We start from the raw sequence: 22,959 nt of genomic DNA, 5'->3' as shown, positions 1-22,959 counted from the left end.
CGGCTGACGAGATGCGCGTCACACCCGCGCCGTAGCATGGCCCCACGAGCACCCGCGGGGACCGTCCCGCGGCCCACACGCGCCCGGGAGGCCCCATGAACCAGCACCGCAGCGTCGACTTCCTGGACGCGTTCGCGCAGATGTCCCGCAACGGCGGGCTCGTCTCCGGAGGCGTGGAGCGGCAGGCCGCCACGGAGACGGACGGCCTGAACCGCCAGTGGTTCGCCGGGTGGCTCGCGGCGCAGGGGGCCACGGTGCACTACGACGCGATCGGCAACCAGTTCGGGCTCTTCGAGCACACGCCCGGCGCCCCGTACGTGCTCGTGGGCTCGCACTTGGACTCGCAGCCGCGGGCCGGACGGTTCGACGGCGCGTACGGCGTGCTCGCCGGCGCGCACGCGTGTGCCGCGCTGCACCGCGCCGCGCTGGACGGGGAGGTCCAGCTGAGCCGGAACCTGTGCGTCGTGAACTGGTTCAACGAGGAGGGCTGCCGATTCAAGCCGTCCATGATGGGCAGCTCCGTCTACACCGGCAAGCGGGACCTGGAGGAGACGCTCGCGGTGCGGGACACCGCCGGGGTCAGCGTCCGCGAGGCGCTGGACGCCCTCGGCCAGCGCGGCGAGGAGAGCATCCCGGAGGCCACCGCATACGTGGAGCTGCACATCCAGCAGGGGAAGTCCATGGAGGAGGACGGCTTCACCATCGGGCTCGTGGAGGCCACGTGGGGCGTGCGCAAGTACGAGCTGCGGGTGCTCGGGGAGCAGGCGCACACAGGGTCCACGCTGATCGAGGACCGCAGGGACGCCCTGCTGGGAGCCTCTCTGCTGATCGCAGCGGCCCGGAAGGTGGCGCTGGAGCACGATGTCATCACGTCCTGCGGGGAGCTGCTGATCGAACCCAACTCACCCGTGGCGGTGGCGCGCGAGGCCCGGTTGGTGATTGACCTGCGCAGCCCGGACGCCGAGCGCCTGAACGCCGCGGACCGTTCCTTTGCGCAGGAGATGGAGGCGGCCGCGCAGGCCGCGAACGTGGAGATCGAGACCGTGAACCGCCACGCGTGGGACGTGGACGAGTACGCCCCGGAGGGCCTCGCACTCGCTCAGGAGGTCGTGGTGGAACTCGGCCTGCCGCACACCCGCATCATGACGCTGGCCGGCCACGACTCCACCAACGTGAAGGACGTGCTGCCCACCGTCATGCTCTTCGTTCCCTCCCACAGGGGCATCACGCACAACGAGTATGAGTTCACCTCGGACGAGGACATGCTCGCGGGGCTCGAGATGCTCACCGCTACGCTGCGGCGGGTGGCGCAGGGGGAGCTGGGGTGACGGCCAGGACGTAGGGCTGGGTCCAGGTCACCGGAGTGAAGCCGAGCTTCCCGAGGATCGGCGCCGACGTCGGCAGCGCATCGACCCACAGTGTGTTGGCCCCGGCTGCCACGGCGGCGGAGATCCGGCTCAGCACGGTAGCGGTGAAAAGTCCTTGACGGCGGTGTCTCGGCACGGTTCGGCCCCCGGCGAGCTCGGCCGCCCCGTGGTTCTCCAGCGCCCCACCGACGGGCAGATAGAGCCTGCCGCCGGAGACGGGCGCACCGTCCCGGTACGCCACGTGCACCTGCATGCCGTCCGGTTGCTCGGCCATGGTGCGCGCCAGTCGTGTGCGCTCGGCGGCGGAGTCCTTCCTGCCGCTCTCGCGTGAGATCCGCTCGTAGTCGGCGAGTCCTGCGACGTCCACTGACCGCACATCGCCCAGTGTGCGGAGACGATCAGTGACACTGGCCGGCAGCTCCCGGAGGTCGAGGGCCAGGACGGTCTCCCGCTCTTCCGGCTCCGGCCCCGCCTCCCTCAGCGCCCGGGCCAACCCCAGGGGGCTGGTCGTGACCGTAGAGCTTCCACTCGAATTTTGCGCCGAGCTCCCGGGCCAGCTCGATCTCACGTCGGATCACCCCGGGGAGCTCCGACGCCGGGCAGGCGCTGTGCACGATCCGCAGCTCGGAGCGGTCAGGGGAACATTCCCGGACCACGGGACCATCGGCACGCTCCCCGGAGGACTTCCGGAGTTCGTCGAGCACTGCAAGCAGAGGATTAGGCACGGCATGCCCCTTCGGCGTTGAGGGATGGGGCAACGGGGGGTCCGTCCTCGCTTGTCATCAGCCGTGCGACCGGCGGTGGTTTCACCGGCAACGGTGCGACTCTCGCCGACAACCGACCCCTTGGCCCGGCAGTATCGTAGGCGATCATCACGTCGATCGGAGGGGCGGTACGCGCTGCAGAACGGCAACCCGGTCACAGTTGATCTGGTCCCCTCCGCTCTGGCAGGGGCGGACATGACCGGCTGGGGCGAACGGATCCGCGGGACGCCCCCTTTCGGCGTGACGTTGTCGCCCGGGTCTGGCCGATTGGCCAGAGTCTGGGACGATGGCCTTGCTCTCCTGGAAACTGTCTCGGATGGGCCGTACGGTGGATTGATGGAACGACAGCCGAACCCTGCATCCAGTCCGATCTTTTTCGTCGGCATCATCGTGATCGTTCTCATCGCTCAGGCTGTGACGGCCGGCATCGAGAACTTCTGGTGGCACCTGGTCGTCATGGCATTTGTCAGCCTCATCCTGGCGTGGCCGCTCCGTCTCATCATGAGAAAGCTTCAGACCGTCGGCTGGAGCGCAAGATGCAGGACGACGCACGACCCCGGGGCTAGTTGTACGAGGCCATGACATTGTTGCCTCGGGGGTTGATGAATCTTGAGGTTGTCCGGCAGTTACCGTCTGTGGATGAAGGCAGCGGAATTGAACGAGGATTGCGAGGACACCGAGTCCACGCATGAGTAATGGCTTGGCTAAGGCTCCGCTGGAGTTCGGGGTTCTTGTCTCATGGACTCTTCTGAGAGTGGGACTGAGCGCGTTTGTCCGGGATTGACCGGCCACTAGCTATGAGGGAGGCGCCGCGCGGCGTCGTCGGCCTCGAAGCCCCAGGACGGCAGGAACATGTGGCCACGGTCATAGAGTGGGGGAACACCCGACCCGAGGAGGACCCCGTGACCGATCCCCTGCCCCTGGACGGCGTGCTCGTCGCGGACTTCTCGCGAGTGCTCGCGGGGCCGCTGTGCACCATGACGCTCGCGGACCTGGGGGCGCGCGTGGTCAAGGTGGAGCGGCCCGGCAGCGGCGACGACACCCGCCACTGGGGTCCGCCGTTCTCGCCCACAGGCCCTACCTACTACGAGTCCGTGAACCGCAACAAGGAGTCCGTCTGCCTGGACCTGGGTACGGACGAGGGACGTGAGCTCGCCCGTGAGCTGGCCCTGCGCGCGGACGTGGTGGTCGAGAACTTCAAGCCCGGCGGCATGGCCAAGCTGGGCCTGGGCTACGACGAGATCGCTGCCGAGAACCCCGGCGTGGTCTACGTGTCCGTGTCCGGTTTCGGCACCACCGGCGGCGCGCACCTCGCGGGCTACGACTTCCTGGTGCAGGCCGTGGGTGGGCTGATGAGCATCACGGGAGAGGCGGACGGCCGCCCCACCAAGGCCGGCGTGGCCCTCGTGGACGTGCTCACCGCGAAGGACGCCACGATCGGCGCGCTCGCCGCCCTGGAACGACGACGCCGTACGGGTCGCGGCGCGCACGTCGACGTCAGTCTCCTCTCGAGCCTGCAGGGTGCCCTCGTGAACCAGGGCCAGGCCTACCTGGGCGCGGACGTGGTCCCGCGGCGGATGGGCAACGACCACCCCTCGATCGTCCCCTACCAGCTGCTGAACTGCGCGGATGCGCCCCTGGCCGTGACCGTGGGCAATGACGCCCAGTTCCGCAAGTTCACCGCCGTGCTGGGCATCTCCGAGCTGGTCGAGGACGAGCGCTTCGCCAGCAACGGCGAACGGGTCGCCCACCGTGAGGAGCTGACGGCCCTGCTGGAGGACGCGCTGGCGGCGAAATCCGCCTCCGAGTGGCAGGAGGCGCTCACCGCGCAGGGCGTTCCTGCGGGCAAGGTCGCCGGCATCGACGAGGGTGTCGCGCTCGCCGAGGAGCTCGGCCTGGAACCCACCGTGGACGTCCAGGACCGCACGGGTGCCACGGTGGGGCGCCAGTTCCGCCACCCCGCGCAGTGGACCCCGCCGCTCGCCTCCCCGACCGCCGCACCCCCGCAGCTCGGGGAGGACACCGACTCCGTGGTCGCGTGGCTGCGCGCCCCGCGGCAACAGCCCGGCGATGACATGTGATGCGCCCGGCCGGGTGCGTCGCCGGGTGCAGTGTGTCCGCGGTCATACAGTGGTCCCATGAGTGAAATGAATCCCGTGGACGTCATGGACCTGGTGAGCTTCGACTCCCTGCTGTCCGAAGAAGAGATCGCACTGCGCACAACGGTGCGCGATTTCGTGGACACCGCCATTCGGCCGAACATCGCCGAGTGGTACGACAACGCCGTGTTCCCCCTGGAGATCGTTCCCGAGATGGCCAAGCTGGGCCTGCTGGGCATGCACCTGAAGGGCTACGGCTGCGCGGGCCGCTCCGCCGTGGAGTACGGCCTGGCCGGCGCGGAGCTGGAGGCCGGGGACTCCGGACTGCGCACGTTCGTGTCCGTGCAGGGCTCTCTGGCCATGAGCGCCATCTACAAGTGGGGCTCCGAGGAGCAGAAGCAGGAGTGGCTGCCGCAGATGGCCGCGGGTGAGGCCATCGGCTGCTTCGGTCTCACCGAGCCCACCGCGGGCTCCGACCCCTCGTCCATGCAGACCTTCGCCCGCAGGGACGGGGAGGACTGGGTGCTCAACGGCGCCAAGCGCTGGATCGGGCTGGCCAGCGTGGCCAAGGTGGCCGTGATCTGGGCGCAGACCGACGACGGCATCCGTGGTTTCGTGGTCCCCACGGACACCGCGGGTTTCCAGGCCACGCCCATCACGGGCAAGCTGTCCATGCGCGCGTCGATCCAGTGCGACATCGAGCTCACGGACGTCCGCCTGCCCGCCTCCGCCATGCTGCCCGAGGCGAAGGGGCTGCGCGGGCCTTTCTCGTGCCTGAACGAGGCCCGCTATGGCATCATCTGGGGTGCCATGGGCGCCGCCCGCGACTCCTTCGAGGCGGCCCTGAAGTATTCCCAGGAGCGCATGCAGTTCGACCGTCCGCTCGCCGGGTACCAGCTCACCCAGCAGAAGCTCGCGGACATGGCGCTCGAGATCGACAAGGGCTTCCTGCTCGCCCTGCAGCTCGGCCGCCTCAAGGACGCCGGGAAGCTGCAGCACCACCAGATCTCCGTGGGCAAGCTCAACAACTGCCGCGAGGCCATCAAGATCGCCCGCGAGGCCCGCACCATCCTGGGCGGCAACGGCATCACGCTGGACTACTCGCCGCTGCGCCACGCCAACAACCTGGAGTCCGTGCGGACCTACGAGGGCACGGACGAGGTGCACTCGCTGATCCTCGGCCAGCAGCTCACCGGCGTGGCCGCCTTCCGCTGAGTCCGCGCCTCCTGAACCGGGTGCCTCCCCGTGCTACAGGGCAGGTGCCCGGCCTGGTGCGGGGGCGGGCTGCCGTGGTGGGTGTTGCCTTCGCGCGCTGCGGCGTCCTGAACGGCGACGACGCCGCAGCGCCCCTCCCCGGGGTCGCTTCAGTCCACGTGGTTCAGCCGGCCGTCGAGCGGGCCAGCAGCGGCGCTCCCAGCACCGGCTCGCGGTCCAGGAGGGTCACCGACAGTCCGTGCTCCTGGAGGATCTCCCGCACGGAACGTCCCACAACGGTGCCCGTCAGCCCACCGCCCACGACCACCGGCAGGGGTTCGTTCATCCCCTCCGCCACGGTGAGCACGAGGTCCGCGAGGTGCCGCGCGGAGGCGCTCACCAGCTCGCGGGCCGCAGGGTCCCCGCGGCCGGCGAGGTCGCACACCGCTCGCGCCAGACCGGCCCAGTGGGTGCGGTCAGGGTGCTCGTGGAACGCCCCGATCAGATCGGTCGGTTCGGCCACGCCGGCGTGCTCCAGCACGGCTCGGGTGAGCAGGTCCTCCTCGCGGCGCGCGGACGACGCCGCACGGTCGCACCCCGGGGCGGTGGCACCGGTGTGCTGGGACCGGCGCAGCACGCACCGCACCGCCTCCCGGCCGATCCACCACCCGCTGCCCTCGTCGCCCAGCAGGTAGCCCCACCCGCCGCAGCGCACCTCGTGCCCGGAGGGGTCCACGCCCCAGGCCACCGAGCCGGTGCCGGCGATGAGCGCGATTCCGGCCGTGTGCCCGCCCGCCGCCAGGATGAGCCGCGTGTCGTGCACGGCCCGCACGGGCGTGGAGGTCTCCAGCCGCCCGGCGTGACGGATGAGACCCGCCAGCCGGGCGGCGTCGTGCGCGGTGTCCACCCCACCGGCACCCGCGAGCACCGGGGTGCCGGATGGAGCGTGCAGCTCGGCGAGCACGCTCTCCAGGGCGCTCTCGGCCGCGGCGGTACCTACGTTCTGCACGTTCGCGGACCCGGACCGGGCCCCGCGCACGGGGGTGTCGTCGCGGAACAGGACGCCGCGCGTGTGCGAGCCGCCGATGTCCAGGCCCACCAGGTGCGTGCTCACGGGCCTACTCGGAGACCTGGACCTCGCCCATCTCCTCCCAGCCGTCACCCTCGATCTGGCGGGAGATAATGCGCGGGGTCTTCACCAGGTACTGCGGGAACTGCTCGGTCATGCGCGTGAAGTGCTCGGAGTTCACGTGCGCCTCCGCGGCGTCGTCCTCGAAGGCCTCCACGAGCACGTACTCGTTCGGGTTCTCCAGGCTGCGGGACCAGTCGAACCACTTGTTGCCGGGCTCCTGCCGAGTGGCTGTGGTGAACTCGGCCACGAGCTCGGGCCAGCGGTCCACGTACTCGTCCTTGACCTCGAACTTGACCACGATGAAGATCATTGCGCTGCTGCCTCTCGTCCGGTGGATCGCGGGGCGCGGTGAGTGCCGCGCCCGGCATGTTCTTGCCCGCCCAGCATAGGGCGGGGCTCCCACGTCACGCGACGTCACGGCGGGGAGGCCCACGGTGAAAATGGTTTACGGTGCAAGTATGAGCACCACGACCGTCGGCACACCCGTCACCCACGAGCAGCGCGTCACCGCACGCCGCGCCGTGGTCGCCTCCTCGATCGGCAACGCGCTCGAGTGGTTCGACATCATCGTCTACTCGTCCCTGGCCGTGGTGATCTCCAAGCTCTTCTTCGAGTCGGACGGCATCGACCGCGTGACCGGCACGCTGCTGACCTTCGGCACGTTCGCCGTCTCCTACCTGATCCGCCCGCTCGGTGCGCTCGTGCTGGGTTCCTTCGCGGACCGCCACGGCCGCCGCCCCGCCCTCACCATCACGATCGTGCTCATGATGCTCGGCACGCTCCTCATGATCGTGGCGCCCACCTCGGCGGTGATCGGCCCCGCCGCCGCTCTGATCATCCTGCTCGCGCGGCTCATCCAGGGCTTCTCCGCCGGTGGCGAGTTCGGCACGGCCACGGCGTTCCTGATCGAGAACGCCCCGGACAGGCGCGCGTTCTACGGCTCGTGGCAGGTGGCCACCCAGGGCATCGCGATCTTCCTGGCCTCCGGCTTCGGCTTCGTGCTGCACCGACTGCTCAGCGAGGAGGCCCTGTACTCGTGGGGCTGGCGCGTGCCCTACGTCTTCGGTCTGCTGATCGGGCCCGTGGGTCTGTTCATCCGGCTGCGCATGGACGAGACGCCCGACTTCCAGCGGCTGCAGGACGAGCGCGAGCGCGCGGCGTCGGCCGCCGCCCACGATTCGACGACGACGGCGCCCCGCCCCTCCCTCGGCCGCGGCCCCCTCGCGCAGACCATCCTGCACTCCGGTGGCCGGTGGCTCACCGCGGCGGGCGTGGTGGGGCTGGCGTCCATGTCCGTGTACACGATCCTGTTCATGCCCACCTACTCCATCCAGAACCTGGACCTGCCCTCCTGGGCCGCGTACCTGGGCGGTGTGGTCGCGGGCCTGGTCACCCTGGTGGGCTCGCCGTTCATCGGCCACCTGGCGGACCGCGTGGGACCCGGCAAGCTGATGCTCGTGGCCGCCGCGGTGGGGGTCGTGGTGGTGTACCCGCTGTTCCTGTGGCTCGTCGCCGTGCCGTCGGTGGCCACCCTGACCGTGGTGCAGGCGGTGCTGGGCATCATCATGGCCATGTACTTCGGCCCGCTGCCCGCGCTGCTCACGGAGATGTTCCCCACCGAGATCCGCACGACAGGGATGTCCGTGGCCTACAACCTGGGCGTGACCGTGTTCGGCGGCTTCGCACCGCTGGCCCTCGCGTGGCTCGTGTCCGCCACGGGCTCCCTCACCGCGCCGAGCATCTACTACGCCGCCGTCGCCCTGCTGTCGCTGGTGAGCCTGATCGTGGCGCGACGCCGCTACCGGGTGCGCTGACCCCCCCCGCCACAGCCGGGCCGTCCCGGCGGAGCAGCCCGGGCATGCGAAAGGTTCCCGCCGCTTTCGCGACGAGGGCCCTCCGGTCAAAAGGTTGCGGGTGCGGAGCTCAGCTCAGCCCGTCCTTCAGATTCTTGCCGGCGTCTTTGATGTTCTCCACGGACTGCTTTGCGCCACCGGAAACCTTGTCCGCGGCGCCTTCAGCTTGCAGATCCTTGTTGTCCGTGGCGTCACCAAGCTTTTCCTTGGCGGTGCCGGAAGCCTTCTCCGCAGCATTGCTGATCTTGTCACCGAGTCCCATAGGCACTTCCTTCCGTGGATCGAACAGGTGCTCACAATCTAGACCCGCCCCGGGGAAGAAGGGAAGGATGCTGCCGGAAATTTTTCCCGCGGCGAACTCCCGCGTCTGCCGTTCCTCCTGCGGCCTTATCCGCGCGGACCCAATGACTCCGTCGCGGGCCTCGCCGGTGGTCTCGCCCGCAGCCTCAGCCCCGGGACCTCACGGGTGCGGGCCTCACTGGTACGAGACGAACCACGGCTTGGGGGTGATCGCGAAGGTCTGCTGCGGCGTGTACATGGGGGTGTCCTCGTCGTAGAAGTTCTTCCAGGCCATCCGGATCCCCTGCGGCAGGCCTTCCTGGAGGGTCTTCCAGGTGCCCGTCTTGAGGTCCGGGGTGCCGTGCCCGTCCGCGTGCAGCACGTACGCGAGCTCCGGGTGGCTCGTGTTGATGGCTTCCCGGTTGCGGATCATGGACATGGAGAACTGGTGCAGGATCATGGCCTTCTGCGGCAGCTTGTTCTCGGCCGTGAGGCCGGCGAGCCACTCCGCGGTCTCGTTGATCTCCGAGGCGTCCACGGAGCCGATCTGCTGCAGCGGCAGTTGTCCCGGGGCCAGGCGCCACTCGGAGTCCAGGGCGAGGCCCACGTTCGGGTGCTTGAGCAGCTTCTCGTACTGCTTGGCCTGGGAGGGGAAGTCCGCCTGGCCGGGCTGCAGGTCCAGGACCACGTAGACGCCGTTGTCCTCGGCGGCCTTCACGTACGGCTCGAGCTCCTCGATGGGCGACTCGTTGGAGTAGTTGCCGTCCGGGCCGGGATCCGATGAGGCGGTGGTCGCGATGATCTCGAACGCCGGGACCACCTTCTCCTCGCTGTACGGCTCGTAGCTCGCGGCGAGCTCCTTCACGCGGGACACCGACTCCTGCGGTCCCTGCTCGCCGAGCGCGCCCAGGCCGGGGGTTCCCGGGTGGCCGTAGAGCGCCACGAACCTGCGGTCCGGGAACAGGGTGGTGCCGCCCCCGATCAGTTCCGCCGGCTGGGTGGGGGAGGGCGTGGTTTCCGGTTCGCTGCTCTGGGACGACGACGACGCTGCGCCGCCGCCGTCCGCGGCGTCGTCGGCTTCCGTGGAGCCAGCGCCGCAACCGGTCAGCAGCAGGAGGGGGCAGAGGGCGGAGGCGAGGGGGACGGAACGGGAACGCATGGGAATCGACCTCGATCGTGGTGGGGGGGTCAGGGTCCGGTATGAAGCGAATTCACGACCGGGAACCACGGTACGCGGCGATCCTGGAAGGGTCTCAAAAGCCCGCACCGGTGTGGCACGGCCCCTCCCGTGGGAGGATGACCGAAAGATCACCACGGTGCGAGGTTTCCATGAGTACGTCTGCAGGTGCCACCCCTCCCGAGCCGCCCGAGGAGCGCCGTCCGGGACCTTTGGGACCGTGCCCGAACGCCGGGAACGGCACCAATCCGGTTCCGAACGCCGGTGATGGCCGGAACCCGAACTGGGGCGCCGGCGACGGCACGAACCCGGGGGCGCAGGGAGGCTTCGACCCGCGGCTCACCTTCGACCCCTACGGGCCTCCCGGGCCCGGTGCCGGTCCCGGGCCCGGTGCCGGTCCCGGGCCCGGTGCCGGTCCCGGGAGCGGAGCCGGACCGTATCCCGGGCCGCGTTCGGACGGGCGGGGTCCGCACGCCGTGGAGGAGTACGCGCCCGTGTGGGGTCAGGGCAGGCCGGAGGGTTCCGGCGCGAACACGCCCTCGTGGAACACCGGCGCAGCCGCTCGTGAGGGTGTGCCCGTGGGCGTCGCCGTGGCGCTCGTGGCCGTGGGGGCTCTCGTGCTGCTGCTCGTCGTGGGCCTGCTGGTCTTCGTGGGGCTGAAGACTTTTTCCGCCGGTGGCGGGGACGATCCCGCGCCGGAGAGCACCGGGGAGGTGGCGACACCGCGCGAGGAGGCCGGGGCGTCGTCGTCGGGGCAGGCTGCGGACGGCACGACCGTTCCCTCGCCGGGCGCGAAAGCCGACACCGGGGCGCACCCACTGCCCGCGCCCACGGGGAAGGCGCTGTTCCACAAGAGCGGAACCTTCGCCGAGTCCAGCCTGACCGAGGGCGACCCCGCGGCCACCATCACCGTCCCCTCCCACGACGGCCCGATGCTGCTGGTCTGGAAGGCCGGCGGCACGGGCAAGGGGCTGTTCTTCGTGAGCGGCAAGGACAAGACAGGCGGAACGACGTCCATGTCCACGACGCTCCTCCGGTCGGGACAGACCGGGTCCAGGCTGATCAACGAGGGAGGCCTCACCCGTGACACCGGCGTCCTCTACGCGCAGGGGAACAAGGGCATGACCTGGGAGGTCACCGGTTACCCGTTCTCCTCGGTTCCGGAGGTGCAGCGCGGGGCGACCGTCGCGGGCAACGGCTCGGCGGTCTTCCGGATCCCGGCGGGGGCGTCAACCGGCTACACCCTCAGCGTCCCCGGCCAGGACAAGGCGGATGTGCCCACGGTCGAGGTCTATCCCGCCGACGACCTCAGCCTCCCGGACGCGCACCAGTGGCACCAGGCCCCCGCGGACCTGGACGTCACCGTGGGCGAGGGCGACCGGTACGTGGTCGTGGAGACGGAGCAGGCCTGGAGCTTCACGGCGCACTGACCGGGGCGGCGTTGCTGCCCACCCGGATAGGTCGCGGGTCTTGAGACCCCGCAGCGGGGCCGCTCAGTCCGAGAGGATCTTCTGCAGCACGGCGGCCTGGCTGATGTCCGCCGCCTTGGAGGCCGTGAGCAGGGTCAGGCGTTTACCCTTGACGCTGTCCCGCAGCTTCTGCAGGGCCTCGCGGCCTGCCTCGGTGTCCAGCTCCTCGCGGTAGCGGCGGGAGAACTCGTCGAACTTCTCCGGGTCGTGGCCGTACCACTTGCGCAGCTCGGTGGAGGGCGCCACGTCCCTGTTCCAGTCGTCGAGGTCCGCGTCCGCCTTGCGGATGCCCCGCGGCCAGACGCGGTCCACCAGCACCCGGGTGCCGTCGTTCTGGGCGGGCTCATCATAGATGCGTTTCACCACAACGTTCATGCTTCCGGTATACACCCGCCGTTCCGGCCGCGTGCCTTTGCTCCGCCAGTGCAGCCTGCGGGGCCTCCTGCGTGCCTTTGCTCCGCTGAGGCACCCTGGGGCACCGCCAGCGTGCGTTTGCTCCGCTGATGTACCTCGGCCCGGGTCAGCCGCGCAGCGCCGCGAGGTGGTCCGTGGTCGGCTTGACCGTGTACTGCTCGTACTCGGGGTGCTTCTTGATCCACGACTTGATGTACGGGCAGAAGATTACGAGCTCATAGCCGTCCGCAATGGTCGCGTCGAGCGCCTCGCGCACGAGGGTGGAGGCCAGTCCGTGCCCGCCGAAGGCGTCGTCCACCTCGGTGTGCGGGAAGATCCGCTGCTTCTTCTCGCCGGCCTGGTGGTCGATGGCCACGGTGAAGCCCACCGGGTCCGCGGGGTCGTCCACGCGGATCTCGAAGCGCTGGGTGCCCTGCTCGTCGGCGCCCAGGGAGACCTGCGGGTTCTCGATGGTGGGGTTCTCGCTCATGGTGTCCTCCTCGGACGGACGGATTCTGGCTGGTTCGTGGTGGGCCCGGGGCGCTGCGCCGGGTGCTCGCGCGGCGTCGTCCTCGTGCGCGTGGTTCGCGCGACGACGCCGCCCGCTCACCCCCGCGCGCGCAGCGTGGTGTTCGGCAGCTCGGGGGCCGGCAGGGGTGCCGGCTGACCCGGAGGGAACGTCCCGAACTGCGGGAAGGGGCGGCCGTCGTCGTAGGAGCTGCCGAGCAGCTCGTCGACCTCGAAGGCACCGGTCGCCACGGAGCCGCCCACCCGGTCAGCGGGCAGCGGGGAGTCCGCGGAGGGCGCCGTGAATCCCATCTCCTCCATGTAGGCGCGCCGCCAGGTCTCGATCTCCTCGTGCGAGCGGCCCACGAAGTTCCACCACATCACGATCTGCTCGTTGAGCGGCTGCCCGCCGATCAGCACGGCCAGGGCGGGCTCGTCACCGGCGGTGATCCGCAGGGTGGCCCGCCCTGGCGCGGTGTAGGCGATCCCGTGCCGGGGGATGCCCACGCCGTCGAGCGCGAGGGGACCGGTGACGCGCAGCAGCCCGTGCTCGTGGTCCGCGGGGACCTCGACCTCCAGGGGGGTTCCCGGCTCCAGGTGCAGCTCCACGCCGGTCAGCGGCAGGCGGGTGGCCACAGGGGAGGTCACCCCGAGCAGCGATCCCAGGAAGACGCGGGCGGAGAAGCCCTCCCCGGTGACGGGTTCCGGCCGGTGGCTGTCGAGACCCGGTTCGCCGAAGCGGTCCGCGTCCGGGAACGCGTGCCAGAGCTGCACGCCGTGCAGCACGGTGGTGTCGGCCGTGGAGAACTCGGAGTGCGTGATACCGCGCCCAGCGTTCATGAGGTCCACCTCGCCGGGCCGGACCGTGGCCCAGTTGCCGGCGGAGTCGATGTGGTCGATGTGGCCCTCGAACAGCCACGACACCGTGGCCAGCCCCGTGTGCGGGTGGCGGGCGACCTTCATGCCGCCGGTCGCGGCGACGTCGTCCGGGCCGTAGGCGTCCAGGAAGCACCACGCCCCGATCAGCGAACGGGCCTTCTGCGGCAGAGTGCGCTGGACCGTCATGCCGCGCGGTCCGCCCAGGGGGACGGCGCGGGGCTCCAGGATCTCCACGGGACCGTTCTCGCCTGCCGCCACGGCGACCCCGTTGCTCAGCCCGGTCCCGGCCGCGGAACGGTCCGGGTGGTTGGTGCACACCGTGGGCTGCGGGTTCTTCTCGGGGTTCGTCATGACCTGTCCTTCTCTCGGCGGACCGGGTGGTGCGACATGATGGAGATGCGGTTGGTCGTGTTGATGGTGATGGCGAGCCACTGTACCGCCGAGTACTGCTCGTCCGTCAGGGCCCCGTGGCTCACCACCTGGCACGCGTCCCGGTCCTCGGGGCCGGGCAGCCGGGTGACGGTCTCGGCCAGGGCGAGGGCCGCCTTCTCCTGCTCCGAGTACACGGCGGCGTCCTCCCACGTGGGGAGCAGGCCGCGGCGCTGGTCGCTCACACCGGCCTTGACGGCGCGCTTGGTGTGCACGTCCAGGCAGTACGAGCAGCCGTTGATCTGGGACACGCGCAGCATCACGAGCTCCACGAGCTGCGGGTCCAGGCCGGCCTGCTGCGCCTGCTCCTTGGCGGCGTTGGACAGCGCCCCGATGGCCTTCCAGGCGGCGGGGTTGGACTTGTCCAGGTAGAAGTGCAGCGGGTCCTGGGGAGTGTCGGTGCTCATACCCCGCATGATGTCAGACCTGCGGGTGGTGCTCCTGATCGGCCACCCACTGCTGGAAGACCGCGGAGTCGCGCTCGCCCAAGCCGTCGTCCACGAGGCGCCGCGCGGCGTCGAGCAGGGGTCCGCCCAGCCACGGAGCGCGTGCCGGTGGCGTGGGCGGCGTCCAGGTACGCGGCGACGTCCTTGTGCACAAAGCTCGCGCGCGCGGAGGTCGTGTAGTCGTGGGCCACGAGCTTGGGGGTCTTGTCCGCCATGACCACGGAGCCGGCGTAGCCGCGCTGCATCAGCTCGAGCAGCTCGGCCAGGTCCAGCCCCGCCCGCTCCGCGACCACCGACGCCTCGGACAGGGCCACGATCTCCGCCGCACAGATCAGCTGGTTGCACGCCTTGGCCACCTGCCCGGCCCCCAGCGGCCCCAGGTGGACCGGCCGGCCGCAGCACTCGAGCACCCCCAGGGTCACACCCACGGCCTCGGCGTCGTCCCCGCCCACCATGATCGACAGGTCGCCCCGCACCGCCCCGGCCTCGCCGCCGGACACGGGTGCGTCCACGAAGGTCAGCAGCGGGTACTCGGCGTGCCAGCGCGCCACGTCCTCCGGGGACACGGTCGAGGAGACGACGACGGCGATCCGCCCGTACCCGGGGTCCCGCTCCGTGACGCCCTCGGCCAGGTGGGGCAGCAGGGCGTCGATCTCGTCCGCGCCCGGGACCACCAGAACCACGAGGTCCGCCTGCCGCGCCATGTGACGGGGCTCGTCCACGGGGCGCGCCCCGTCCGCCTTCGACTGGCTGTGGCGCAGCACGACGACGTCGTGCCCGGCGGCGACCATGTGCCCGGCCATGGGTGCCCCCATGGCTCCCAGGCCGATGACTCCCACGGTGCGAGGTGTGCTGGTCATGATCGCTCCTGTCTGCGGGCGGGCGGTTCCACACCCATTGTGGCCCGCCAGATGACGCCCCGGGGTAGTTCATCGGCCTAGATAAAAATGATTCTTATTACGTTTAACCTGTCCCCATGCACAGACCAGCCAGCGCTTCCTCGTCCCCCGTCCGTTCCTCCGCAGCGCGCGGATCTGCCCTCCGACCGGCCCGCGTTCCGCTCGCGGTGGCGTCCCTGGGGGTGACCGCGCTACTGCTCGCCGGGTGCGTGCAGACGGGCGGGGCGGCGTCGTCGTCCTCCTCCGGCAGCGCGGCGGACGCGACGGCCCGCGCACAGGGGCCCACGGAGGTGCAGAGCCTCACCCCGCGCGCCGTGGTCTCCTACGACGGCGGGCTGCTCACCGTGGACACGGAGTCCGGCGAGGTGGTCGCGGACGTCCCGGAGGACGGTTTCCTGCGGCTCAACGACGCCGGGGACGGCCGGCACGTGATGGTCTCGGACGGTGACCGGTTCACGGTCTTCGACACCGGACTGGACGCGAAGGCCCACGGGGACCACTACCACTACTACGAGTCCGCCCCGGCGCTGACGCAGCGCTCGTTCGAGGCGCCGCACGCGGGGCACGTGGTGGTCCACGGCGGGAAGACCACGCTCTTCGGGGACGGTGACGGCTCGATCCAGACCTTCACCTCGGAGGCGCTGAAGGAGAAGGGCCCGCTGGAGGTCGAGAAGAAGAAGGCGGCGGCCCCGCACCACGGGGTGGCGCTGGAGCTCGCGGACGGCACGCTGTTCACCACGAAGGGCACCGAGGACGAGCGGCACACCGTGCAGGTGCTGGCCAAGGACGGCTCGGTCGCGGCGGAGACCACCGACTGCCCGGGTGTGCACGGCGAGGCCGTGGCCGCTGCCGGCGCCACCACGGACACGGTGGTGGTGGGCTGCGAGAACGGGCCCGTGGTCTACCGGGACGGTGCCTTCCACAAGGTGGCGGTGAAGAATGCCTACGCCCGATCCGGCAACCTGGCCGGCTCCGAGAAGTCCCCGGTGGTGCTGGGCGACTACAAGACGGACAAGGACGCCGAGCACGAGCGGCCCACCCGTGTGGCGCTGTTCGACACCCGCGACGAGTCCCACAAGCTCGTGGATCTGGGCTCCTCCTACTGGTTCCGCTCCCTGGCGCGCGGTCCGCAGGGGGAAGGGCTCGTGCTGACGTACGACGGCAAGCTCAACGTGATCGACCAGAACACCGGCGCGGTCACCCGGAAGATCGACGTGATCCAGCCGTGGCAGGAGAAGGAAGACTGGCAGCAGCCGGGTCCCGCGGTCAAGGTGGCGGGCGGCAAGGCCTACGTGACGGACGCGGAGAACAAGAAGCTGCACGTGGTGGACCTCGCGGCCGGCACGGTGAGCAAGACCGAGGACCTCCCGCAGACCCCGGTGGAGCTGGCCGTGACCACGGGAAAGCCGGAGGCGCCCGCGCCCGCTGACCGGGCAGGGAAGGGCTCCCACCAGCACTGACGCCCCGCGCGGACGCGAAGACCTGTTGCGTACGGGGTCACCGGTACCGGTGACCCCGTACGCAATTGTTTCTCCGGCGGGTTCATAAATGAATGACGATCATTTAGGGTGATCTAAACTACAGACGACTCGCGTGGCCCGGGGGGTCACCAAGGGCCATGCGTTCCGTAGGTCCGTCGTTCCGGTAAGGAGACACCCATGGCCGAGACACTCCAGAACTTCATCAACGGGCGGTTCGTGGCCGCCCACGGTCAGGAGACCATCGAGATCGTCAACCCGTCCGACGGGAAGGTCGTCGCCATCTCGCCCGTCTCGGACGAGCAGGACGTCGACGCCGCTTTCGAGGCCGCCGCCGCGGCCGCCAAGACCTGGAACAGGACCACGCCGGGGGAGCGCCAGGACGCCCTGCTGAAGCTCGCGGACGCCCTGCAGGAGCACAAGGACGAGCTCGTCGAGGCGCAGCACCGCAACACGGGCCAGCCCAGGGCGCAGATCGGTTCGGAAGAGGTGGACGCGGGCACGGACAACCTCCGCTTCTTCGCCGGTGCCGCCCGCACGCTCGAGGGCCGCGCCGCCACGGAGTACATGTCCGAGCACACCTCCTACATCCGCCGCGAGCCGGTGGGCGTCGTGGCACAGGTGGCCCCCTGGAACTACCCGCTGCTCATGGGCATCTGGAAGATCGGTCCCGCTCTGGCGGCCGGCAACACTATCGTGCTCAAGCCCAGCGACACCACGCCCGAGTCCACGCTCGTGCTGGCCCGCCTGGCCGGGGAGATCCTGCCCCCGGGCGTCCTGAACGTGGTGCTCGGCAACGCCACGACCGGTGAGCTGCTCACCACCCACCGCGTGCCCGGGATGGTCTCCATCACCGGCTCGGTGCGGGCGGGACAGGCCGTGGCACGCAGCGCCTCGGAGGGGCTCAAGCGAACCCACCTGGAGCTCGGCGGCAAGGCGCCCGCCCTCGTCTTCGCGGACGCGGACCTCGAGCGCGCCGCCGAGCAGCTCGTCCAGTACGGCACCTTCAACGCCGGCCAGGACTGCACCGCGGTCACCCGCATCCTCGTGGAGAAGAGCGTCGAGGAGAAGTTCGTGAAGCTTCTCGCGGAGCAGGCCAAGAAGACGGTCACCGGTGACGCGGACGAGTCCAAGAACGACTTCGGCCCGCTGAACAACGTCCGCCACTTCGAGGACGTCCGCACGAAGCTCGAGAACATCCCGGCACACGCGACCGTGGTGGCCGGCGGCAAGCCGGTGGAGGGCACGGACGGCTTCTTCGTGGAGCCCACCGTGATCACCGGCATGCACCAGGACGACGCCCTCGTGCAGGAGGAGACCTTCGGCCCCGTGCTCACGGTCCAGACGTTCAGCTCGGAGGAGGAGGCCGTGGAGCTCGCGAACGACGTCCTCTACGCGCTGGCCTCCAGCGTGTGGACGTCCGACCACGGCACGGCCATGCGGGTCAGCCGGGACCTGGACTTCGGCTGCGTGTGGGTCAACACCCACATGCTGCTCGTCTCCGAGATGCCGCACGGCGGCTTCAAGCACTCCGGCTACGGCAAGGACCTCTCCCTGTACTCCGTGGAGGAGTACACCCGGGTGAAGCACGTGATGCACTCCCTCGAGGCCTGAGGTGCAGGCCCTGCGTCAGGGTGAGACACCGTGGCGCAGGGCCGCCAGCTCCTGGCGGAATCCCGCGAGCAGGCAGCGCAGGCCGAGGTCGAACGCGGCGTCGGCGCCGCTGCGGACCTCCACCTCGTCCTCGTCGAGCGTGAGCACAAGATCCCGGCTCGCCACGGCCGCCGAAAAGATTGGTGCGACGTCGTTGAGATCACCGGGATCGAAGATGTCGTCGGGAGCGGTGGCGTCGTAGGCCGAACCAAAGACCAGAGATTCCACGGCCGTCACGGCATTGACCACCCACGGCTCGGGCCAGCCGGCTTTCATGAGTCCGGCGGTCACCTTCTCGTACATCGCCAGCGTATGGGGGGAATTCGCCACCGGCAGCACTGCAATGACGGGGATCAGGGGGATGTTCCGGGAATACACGTCCCGGTAGGAGCGGGCCCAGATCTCGAGGGCCGCGTCCCACTCCTCCACCTCGAACCCGGAGCAGTCGATCTCCTCGTTGACCCGGTCCTGGACCAGAATCATGATGTCCCGTTTGGAGCCCACATGGTTGTAGAGAGCAGACGCGGAGACCCCGAGCTGTGCCGCCAGGGCGGACATCGTCAACGAGCGGTACCCGGAGGTCTGGATCAGGTCCATTGCGGCGTTGGTGATCCGGCGTCGGGTGAGGATCGGCGTGCGGGGCCTGCCACGGCCGCGGTCCGGGGAAACCTGCGTCAACGCTCCTCCTGGTCCGCCGCAAACACGGCTTTGATCGATGCAGATGCACGGGTGCACCACTCTAAAGGGTTCACCGGATCAGATATGACCCGCCTATAAAAGCTAGCCACATTTCCTGAAAGGAAAAGCAATGTCTGAACAACGAGTATTCGGTTCCCAGCAGGCCATCGAGCGCGACGTCGTCGTCGTCGGTGCCGGCCCCGCCGGTCTCATGGCGGCCCGCCGCCTCAAGGAGGCCGGCAAGTCCGTGGCCGTCCTGGAGGCCCGCGACCGCGTGGGCGGGCGCACCTGGTCCAACGTGATCGACGGTGCGTTCCTCGAGATCGGCGGCCAGTGGATCTCCCCGGACCAGACCGTGCTGCTCGACCTCGCGGACGAGCTGGGCCTGGAGACCTTCGCCCGCTACCGCGAGGGCGAGTCCGTCTACATCGCCCCGGACGGCACCCGTCACACCTACTCCGGCCACATGTTCCCCGCGTCCGAGAAGACGCAGCAGGAGATGGACAAGCTCATCGGGATCCTGGACGAGCTCGCCGCCGAGGTCGGGGCCAAGGAGCCGTGGGCCGCCGAGAAGGCCCGTGAGCTGGACACCGTGTCCTTCCACGACTGGCTGCGCCGCAACAGCGATGACGAAGAGGCCTGCAACAACATCGGCATCTACATCGCCGGTGGCATGCTCACCAAGCCCTCGCACGCCTTCTCGGCGCTGCAGGCGGTGCTCATGGCGGCATCGGCCGGCTCCTTCTCCAACCTGGTGGACGAGGACTTCATCCTCGACCGCCGCGTGGTGGGTGGCATGCAGTCCGTGTCCGAGACCATGGCCGAGCAGCTGGGCGTGGACGAAGGCACCGAGGTCGTCGAGGGCGGCACGGACGCCGTGGTCTTCCTCAACTCCGCGGTGCGCACCATCCAGTGGGCCGGCGAGGGCGAGACCTACGAGGAGCACGACCCCGACTACACGGTGCGTGTGTTCTCGGACCGCGTGACGGTCAAGGCCAAGGACGTCGTCGTGGCCGTGCCGCCGAACCTCTACTCGCGGATCTCCTTCGAGCCGCCGCTGCCCCGCTTCCAGCACCAGATGCACCAGCACCAGTCGCTGGGCATCGTCATCAAGGTGCACGCGGTCTACGAGACCCCGTTCTGGCGCGAGAAGGGCCTGTCCGGCACGGGCTTCGGGGCGAACGAGCTCTCGCAGGAGGTCTACGACAACACCAACCACGGCGACGAGCGCGGCACCCTGGTGGGCTTCGTCTCGGACGAGAAGGCGGACGAGGTCTTCCGCCTGCCCGCCGAGGAGCGCAAGCGCCGCATCCTCGAGTCGCTCGCCCACTACCTGGGTGACGAGGCCCTCGAGCCGGTCGTGTACTACGAGTCCGACTTCGGTTCCGAGGAGTGGACCCGTGGTGCCTACGCCGCGTCCTACGACCTCGGTGGCCTGCACCGCTACGGCGCCATCCAGTCCGAGCCCGTGGGTCCGATCCGCTGGGCGTGCTCCGACCTCGCGGCCGAGGGCTACCAGCACGTGGACGGCGCGCTGCGCCAGGGTGCCCTCGCCGCCGAGCAGATCGTGGAAGCGAGGAACGCGCGGTGACCCGCCCGGCCTCGACCGCCGGGGACCGCGACGAGACGCGCGGTGCCGGCAAGGACGACGTCTTCCGCTACGTCATCGGTTACAAGGGGGACAAGCGGAGCCGGGACGCGCTGCGTCTGGGCATCGCCATGGCCTCGGCGTTCGGGGCCGAGCTGGAGGTCGTGTGCGTCCTCCGGGTGGACGAGCCGTACCTTCCGGTCTACCCGCCCGTGGGTGACGTGACGCCGATGCTGCGCCGGCAGGCCAACGAGTGGCTGCAGGAGGCGCTCGACGTCGTCCCCGCGGATGTCGTGGCACGCGGCCACATCCGCACCTCGACCTCCGTGGCGGGTGGCCTGCTGGCCGCCGTCACGGAGTTCGACGCGACCCTCGTGGTCGTGGGTGCGGCCAGCGGCAAGTACACCGCCAAGTTCTCCGTGGGTCCCGTGACGGACACCCTCCTGCACCGGGCGGGCGTCCCCGTGGCGCTCGCCCCCCGCGGTTACAAGGGTGTTACCGCCATCCAGCGGATCTATGCCGGCATCGGCATGCGACCGGGGGGTCACCGCATCATGCGGGAGGCCCGGGAGGCCGCGTACCGCAGCGGCCTGGAGCTGGACCTGGTGAGCTTCCTGCCCCTGGACCACGTCCAGGGCGAGGCCACCGAGGCCATTGCCAAGGTGGAGGAGAACCTCCAGGGCGACGCGAAGGAGATCGGGGCCCAGGTCCCAGTCTCCGTGAAGGTGGCCCGCGGCAAGACGCTCAAGAAGGCGATCGCCTCCGTGGACTGGCAGCCCGACGCCGTCTTCCTGATCGGTTCGTCCCGTCTCGCCGGGGATCGTCAGATCTTCCTCGGCACCACGGCCATCCGGATGCTCCGTCACCTGCCGATCCCCATGGTCGTGCTTCCCATGAGGGCTTCCAGCGCGGAGGAGGAGTCATGAGCACCGAGATCGAGAACGAGGCCGAGGGCGGCACGGGCAAGGGGCTGAGCTCGGGATCGGTGGGCCTGCTCGGCGCAGTGGTCATCGGCATGTCCTGCATCGCGCCGGCCTACACCCTCACCGGGGCCCTGGGCCCCACCGCGGCGGTCGTGGGGGTCCACCTCCCGGCCATCTTCCTGGTGGGGTTCCTCCCCATGCTGCTGGTGGCCGTGGGCTACCGCCAGCTGAACCGGGCCATGCCGGACTCCGGCACCACCTTCACCTGGACCTCCAAGGCCTTCGGACCGTGGGTGGGCTGGATGGGCGGCTGGGGTCTGCTCGCGGCGACCATCCTGGTGCTCTCCAACCTGGCAGGTGTCGCGGTGGAGTTCTTCTACCTGATGCTGGCGCAGATCACCGGGCGCCCGGAGCTCGCGGATCTGGCCGGCAACGTGCAGGTCAACGTGCTCACGTGTCTGGTGTTCATGGCGGCGGCGTGCTGGATCTCCTACCGAGGGGTGGAGACCACCGAGAAGGTGCAGTGGGTGCTGGTCGCGTTCCAGATCCTGATCCTGTTGTGGTTCGCGGTCGCGGCGTTCATCCATGTGGCCAACGGCACGGCCGAGGGCGGCCTGGCCATCCAGGCCGAGTGGTTCAACCCGCTGGGCGTGGGCTCGCTGTCCGCGTTCGCGGCAGGTGTCTCGCTCTCGGTGTTCGTCTACTGGGGCTGGGACGTGGTGCTGACCATCAACGAGGAGACGAAGGGAGCGGCCACCACTCCCGGCCGCGCGGCGCTGGCCACCATCTTCTCCATCGTGGTGCTCTACATGGTGGTGGGTCTCGCGGTGCTCAGCTTCGCCGGCCTGGGGGACACGGGTGTGGGGTTGAACAACCCCGACATCCAGGAGAACGTCTTCGCGGCGCTCGCCGGTCCCGTCATGGGGCCCATGGCGATCCTGCTGTCCCTGGCGATCCTCTCCTCCTCCGCGGCTTCGCTGCAGTCCACGTTCGTGTCCCCGGCCCGCACCATGCTGGCCATGGGCTACTACGGTGCGCTGCCCCGTCGGTTCGCGAGCATCACGCGCCGCTTCCAGTCCCCGGGCTTCGCCACGGTGGCGGCGGCGGTCGTCTCCTCGCTGTTCTACACGTTCATGCGCATCGTGAGTGAGGACGTCCTGTGGGACACCATCACCGCGCTGGGCATGATGGTGTGCTTCTACTACGGCGTGACCGCTCTCGCGTGCGTGTGGTACTTCCGCAGGTCCTGGTTCCGGTCCGTGAAGAGCTTCCTGAGCAACCTGCTGGCACCCCTGCTGGGCGGCATCCTGCTCCTGATGTTCTTCGTGCAGACGGCCGTGGACTCCACGGACCCCTCGTACGGCTCGGGTTCGCAGATCGGGGGCGTGGGCCTGGTCTTCATCCTGGGGATCGGCATCCTGCTGCTGGGCGTCGTCGTGATGGTCACGCAGTACTACCGGAACCCGTCCTTCTTCAAGGACCGCTTCGAGACCACGGAGCTGCCCGTGGTCGACTGACCCACGGACCGCGGTCCGGACACGGTCCGACGACGACGCCGTCCCCCGGGTGGTTCGCCACCGCCCGGGTGGCGGCGTCGTCGCGTTCCAGGACGTGCCGCCTCAGTCCCTGCCCCGGTCGGCAGGTCAGAGGGTGGCGGGAGCGGGGTCTCCGAGTCTCTGCTCTCTCCTCTCTTCGTCCTCTCTCCGCGTCCTTTCTCCGCGGTCGGGGCCGGGCACCGGGCCGGCTCGTCCG

General features: G+C 69.8%; 22 protein-coding genes. 11 read left to right on the top strand and 11 right to left on the bottom strand.

The features are described from left to right. Positions 1 to 95 precede the first annotated feature (95 nt). Complete coding sequence (locus KVA01_RS05525; protein ID WP_068466811.1) at positions 96 to 1,328, top strand: M20 family metallo-hydrolase; 1,233 nt, start codon at positions 96 to 98, stop codon at positions 1,326 to 1,328. Here the strand turns inward: KVA01_RS05525 and KVA01_RS12725 are convergent. After that, the gene (locus KVA01_RS12725; protein WP_197461419.1) at positions 1,291 to 1,743 is read right to left on the bottom strand and encodes a GNAT family N-acetyltransferase; all 453 of its coding nucleotides are present in this window, start codon (positions 1,741 to 1,743) and stop codon (positions 1,291 to 1,293) included. The two genes, KVA01_RS05525 and KVA01_RS12725, sit on opposite strands and share 38 nt — an antisense overlap. A gap of 724 nt (positions 1,744 to 2,467) precedes the next feature. On the opposite strand from KVA01_RS12725, the gene KVA01_RS05515 reads away from it, so the two are divergent. From KVA01_RS05515 to KVA01_RS05505, 3 genes are all read left to right on the top strand, one after another. Continuing rightward, positions 2,468 to 2,713, top strand: coding sequence for a hypothetical protein (locus KVA01_RS05515; RefSeq protein ID WP_068466807.1), 246 nt, complete (start codon positions 2,468 to 2,470; stop codon positions 2,711 to 2,713). A gap of 320 nt (positions 2,714 to 3,033) precedes the next feature. After that, positions 3,034 to 4,212, top strand: coding sequence for a CaiB/BaiF CoA transferase family protein (locus tag KVA01_RS05510; RefSeq protein WP_068466834.1), 1,179 nt, complete (start codon positions 3,034 to 3,036; stop codon positions 4,210 to 4,212). Between the two features lie 57 nt (positions 4,213 to 4,269). Beyond that, the gene (locus KVA01_RS05505; protein WP_174805707.1) at positions 4,270 to 5,445 is read left to right on the top strand and encodes an acyl-CoA dehydrogenase family protein; all 1,176 of its coding nucleotides are present in this window, start codon (positions 4,270 to 4,272) and stop codon (positions 5,443 to 5,445) included. Positions 5,446 to 5,608: 163 nt separating this feature from the next. Here KVA01_RS05505 and KVA01_RS05500 read toward each other — a convergent pair whose 3' ends face one another. Then, positions 5,609 to 6,538 (bottom strand): N-acetylglucosamine kinase, encoded by a 930-nt coding sequence (locus KVA01_RS05500; RefSeq protein ID WP_231860507.1) that lies wholly within the window; start codon positions 6,536 to 6,538, stop codon positions 5,609 to 5,611. Positions 6,539 to 6,542: 4 nt separating this feature from the next. Continuing rightward, on the bottom strand, positions 6,543 to 6,866 hold the full coding sequence (locus KVA01_RS05495; RefSeq protein WP_068466803.1) for a putative quinol monooxygenase: 324 nt from the start codon (positions 6,864 to 6,866) through the stop codon (positions 6,543 to 6,545). Between the two features lie 148 nt (positions 6,867 to 7,014). On the opposite strand from KVA01_RS05495, the gene KVA01_RS05490 reads away from it, so the two are divergent. Then, the gene (locus tag KVA01_RS05490; RefSeq protein WP_068466801.1) at positions 7,015 to 8,370 is read left to right on the top strand and encodes an MFS transporter; all 1,356 of its coding nucleotides are present in this window, start codon (positions 7,015 to 7,017) and stop codon (positions 8,368 to 8,370) included. A 109-nt stretch (positions 8,371 to 8,479) separates the two neighbouring features. On the opposite strand, the gene KVA01_RS05485 is transcribed toward KVA01_RS05490, so the two are convergent. Both KVA01_RS05485 and KVA01_RS05480 read right to left on the bottom strand, forming a co-directional pair. Next, entirely contained in the window at positions 8,480 to 8,671 is a 192-nt protein-coding gene (locus KVA01_RS05485) for a CsbD family protein (RefSeq protein WP_068466799.1), read from the bottom strand. A gap of 213 nt (positions 8,672 to 8,884) precedes the next feature. Then, positions 8,885 to 9,847: a hypothetical protein gene (locus KVA01_RS05480; protein ID WP_068466798.1), complete on the bottom strand. Its 963-nt coding sequence runs from the start codon at positions 9,845 to 9,847 to the stop codon at positions 8,885 to 8,887. Positions 9,848 to 10,341: 494 nt separating this feature from the next. On the opposite strand from KVA01_RS05480, the gene KVA01_RS05470 reads away from it, so the two are divergent. After that, positions 10,342 to 11,295, top strand: coding sequence for a hypothetical protein (locus tag KVA01_RS05470; protein WP_170221122.1), 954 nt, complete (start codon positions 10,342 to 10,344; stop codon positions 11,293 to 11,295). Positions 11,296 to 11,358: 63 nt separating this feature from the next. Here KVA01_RS05470 and KVA01_RS05465 read toward each other — a convergent pair whose 3' ends face one another. The 5 genes from KVA01_RS05465 to KVA01_RS05445 all read right to left on the bottom strand — a co-directional run bounded on the left by KVA01_RS05465 (position 11,359) and on the right by KVA01_RS05445 (position 14,848). Then, positions 11,359 to 11,709: a DUF488 domain-containing protein gene (locus KVA01_RS05465; RefSeq protein WP_068466794.1), complete on the bottom strand. Its 351-nt coding sequence runs from the start codon at positions 11,707 to 11,709 to the stop codon at positions 11,359 to 11,361. Positions 11,710 to 11,854: 145 nt separating this feature from the next. Beyond that, positions 11,855 to 12,217, bottom strand: a complete 363-nt coding sequence (locus KVA01_RS05460) for a GNAT family N-acetyltransferase (protein WP_068466792.1) — start codon at positions 12,215 to 12,217, stop codon at positions 11,855 to 11,857. Positions 12,218 to 12,333: 116 nt separating this feature from the next. Continuing rightward, on the bottom strand, positions 12,334 to 13,464 hold the full coding sequence (locus KVA01_RS05455; RefSeq protein WP_082810152.1) for a pirin family protein: 1,131 nt from the start codon (positions 13,462 to 13,464) through the stop codon (positions 12,334 to 12,336). Continuing rightward, entirely contained in the window at positions 13,461 to 13,949 is a 489-nt protein-coding gene (locus KVA01_RS05450) for a carboxymuconolactone decarboxylase family protein (protein WP_141269240.1), read from the bottom strand. The genes KVA01_RS05455 and KVA01_RS05450 overlap by 4 nt, the downstream gene beginning before the upstream one ends. Then, complete coding sequence (locus KVA01_RS05445; protein ID WP_233438769.1) at positions 13,946 to 14,848, bottom strand: NAD(P)-dependent oxidoreductase; 903 nt, start codon at positions 14,846 to 14,848, stop codon at positions 13,946 to 13,948. Before KVA01_RS05445 ends, KVA01_RS05450 begins: the two co-directional genes overlap by 4 nt. Before the next feature lie 116 nt (positions 14,849 to 14,964). Between KVA01_RS05445 and KVA01_RS05440 the strand changes: the two genes are divergently transcribed. Together KVA01_RS05440 and KVA01_RS05435 are read left to right on the top strand one after the other, a co-directional pair. Beyond that, a complete protein-coding gene (locus tag KVA01_RS05440) occupies positions 14,965 to 16,347 on the top strand; it encodes a YncE family protein (protein WP_141269238.1) in 1,383 nt (460 codons plus the stop codon). A 198-nt stretch (positions 16,348 to 16,545) separates the two neighbouring features. Beyond that, the gene (locus KVA01_RS05435) at positions 16,546 to 17,979 is read left to right on the top strand and encodes a gamma-aminobutyraldehyde dehydrogenase (RefSeq protein WP_068466786.1); all 1,434 of its coding nucleotides are present in this window, start codon (positions 16,546 to 16,548) and stop codon (positions 17,977 to 17,979) included. Positions 17,980 to 17,994: 15 nt separating this feature from the next. Here KVA01_RS05435 and KVA01_RS05430 read toward each other — a convergent pair whose 3' ends face one another. Beyond that, positions 17,995 to 18,696 (bottom strand): TetR/AcrR family transcriptional regulator, encoded by a 702-nt coding sequence (locus KVA01_RS05430; protein ID WP_233438768.1) that lies wholly within the window; start codon positions 18,694 to 18,696, stop codon positions 17,995 to 17,997. 130 nt (positions 18,697 to 18,826) lie between these two features. On the opposite strand from KVA01_RS05430, the gene KVA01_RS05425 reads away from it, so the two are divergent. Genes KVA01_RS05425 through KVA01_RS05415 form a run of 3 tightly spaced genes read left to right on the top strand, consistent with a single transcriptional unit; the run spans position 18,827 to position 22,724 of the window. After that, positions 18,827 to 20,287, top strand: a complete 1,461-nt coding sequence (locus KVA01_RS05425) for a flavin monoamine oxidase family protein (protein ID WP_141269236.1) — start codon at positions 18,827 to 18,829, stop codon at positions 20,285 to 20,287. Then, entirely contained in the window at positions 20,284 to 21,210 is a 927-nt protein-coding gene (locus tag KVA01_RS05420) for a universal stress protein (protein WP_141269234.1), read from the top strand. The genes KVA01_RS05425 and KVA01_RS05420 overlap by 4 nt, the downstream gene beginning before the upstream one ends. Continuing rightward, positions 21,207 to 22,724 (top strand): APC family permease, encoded by a 1,518-nt coding sequence (locus KVA01_RS05415; RefSeq protein WP_141269232.1) that lies wholly within the window; start codon positions 21,207 to 21,209, stop codon positions 22,722 to 22,724. Before KVA01_RS05420 ends, KVA01_RS05415 begins: the two co-directional genes overlap by 4 nt. Positions 22,725 to 22,959 lie beyond the last annotated feature (235 nt).

The sequence above is a fragment of the Kocuria varians genome (genome assembly GCF_006539885.1).
Classification (GTDB): Bacteria; Actinomycetota; Actinomycetes; order Actinomycetales; family Micrococcaceae; genus Kocuria; species Kocuria varians.
This window is presented reverse-complemented; position numbering and strand designations above follow the sequence as displayed.

Coding starts and splice junctions, on each gene's coding strand:
- KVA01_RS05525 (WP_068466811.1), top strand. CDS start 96: ATGAACCAGCACCGCAGCGTCGACTTCCTGGACGCGTTCGCGCAGATG.
- KVA01_RS05515 (WP_068466807.1), top strand. CDS start 2,468: ATGGAACGACAGCCGAACCCTGCATCCAGTCCGATCTTTTTCGTCGGC.
- KVA01_RS05505 (WP_174805707.1), top strand. CDS start 4,270: ATGAGTGAAATGAATCCCGTGGACGTCATGGACCTGGTGAGCTTCGAC.
- KVA01_RS05495 (WP_068466803.1), bottom strand. CDS start 6,866: ATGATCTTCATCGTGGTCAAGTTCGAGGTCAAGGACGAGTACGTGGAC.
- KVA01_RS05490 (WP_068466801.1), top strand. CDS start 7,015: ATGAGCACCACGACCGTCGGCACACCCGTCACCCACGAGCAGCGCGTC.
- KVA01_RS05485 (WP_068466799.1), bottom strand. CDS start 8,671: ATGGGACTCGGTGACAAGATCAGCAATGCTGCGGAGAAGGCTTCCGGC.
- KVA01_RS05480 (WP_068466798.1), bottom strand. CDS start 9,847: ATGCGTTCCCGTTCCGTCCCCCTCGCCTCCGCCCTCTGCCCCCTCCTG.
- KVA01_RS05465 (WP_068466794.1), bottom strand. CDS start 11,709: ATGAACGTTGTGGTGAAACGCATCTATGATGAGCCCGCCCAGAACGAC.
- KVA01_RS05460 (WP_068466792.1), bottom strand. CDS start 12,217: ATGAGCGAGAACCCCACCATCGAGAACCCGCAGGTCTCCCTGGGCGCC.
- KVA01_RS05455 (WP_082810152.1), bottom strand. CDS start 13,464: ATGACGAACCCCGAGAAGAACCCGCAGCCCACGGTGTGCACCAACCAC.
- KVA01_RS05450 (WP_141269240.1), bottom strand. CDS start 13,949: ATGAGCACCGACACTCCCCAGGACCCGCTGCACTTCTACCTGGACAAG.
- KVA01_RS05445 (WP_233438769.1), bottom strand. CDS start 14,848: ATGACCAGCACACCTCGCACCGTGGGAGTCATCGGCCTGGGAGCCATG.
- KVA01_RS05440 (WP_141269238.1), top strand. CDS start 14,965: ATGCACAGACCAGCCAGCGCTTCCTCGTCCCCCGTCCGTTCCTCCGCA.
- KVA01_RS05435 (WP_068466786.1), top strand. CDS start 16,546: ATGGCCGAGACACTCCAGAACTTCATCAACGGGCGGTTCGTGGCCGCC.
- KVA01_RS05425 (WP_141269236.1), top strand. CDS start 18,827: ATGTCTGAACAACGAGTATTCGGTTCCCAGCAGGCCATCGAGCGCGAC.
- KVA01_RS05415 (WP_141269232.1), top strand. CDS start 21,207: ATGAGCACCGAGATCGAGAACGAGGCCGAGGGCGGCACGGGCAAGGGG.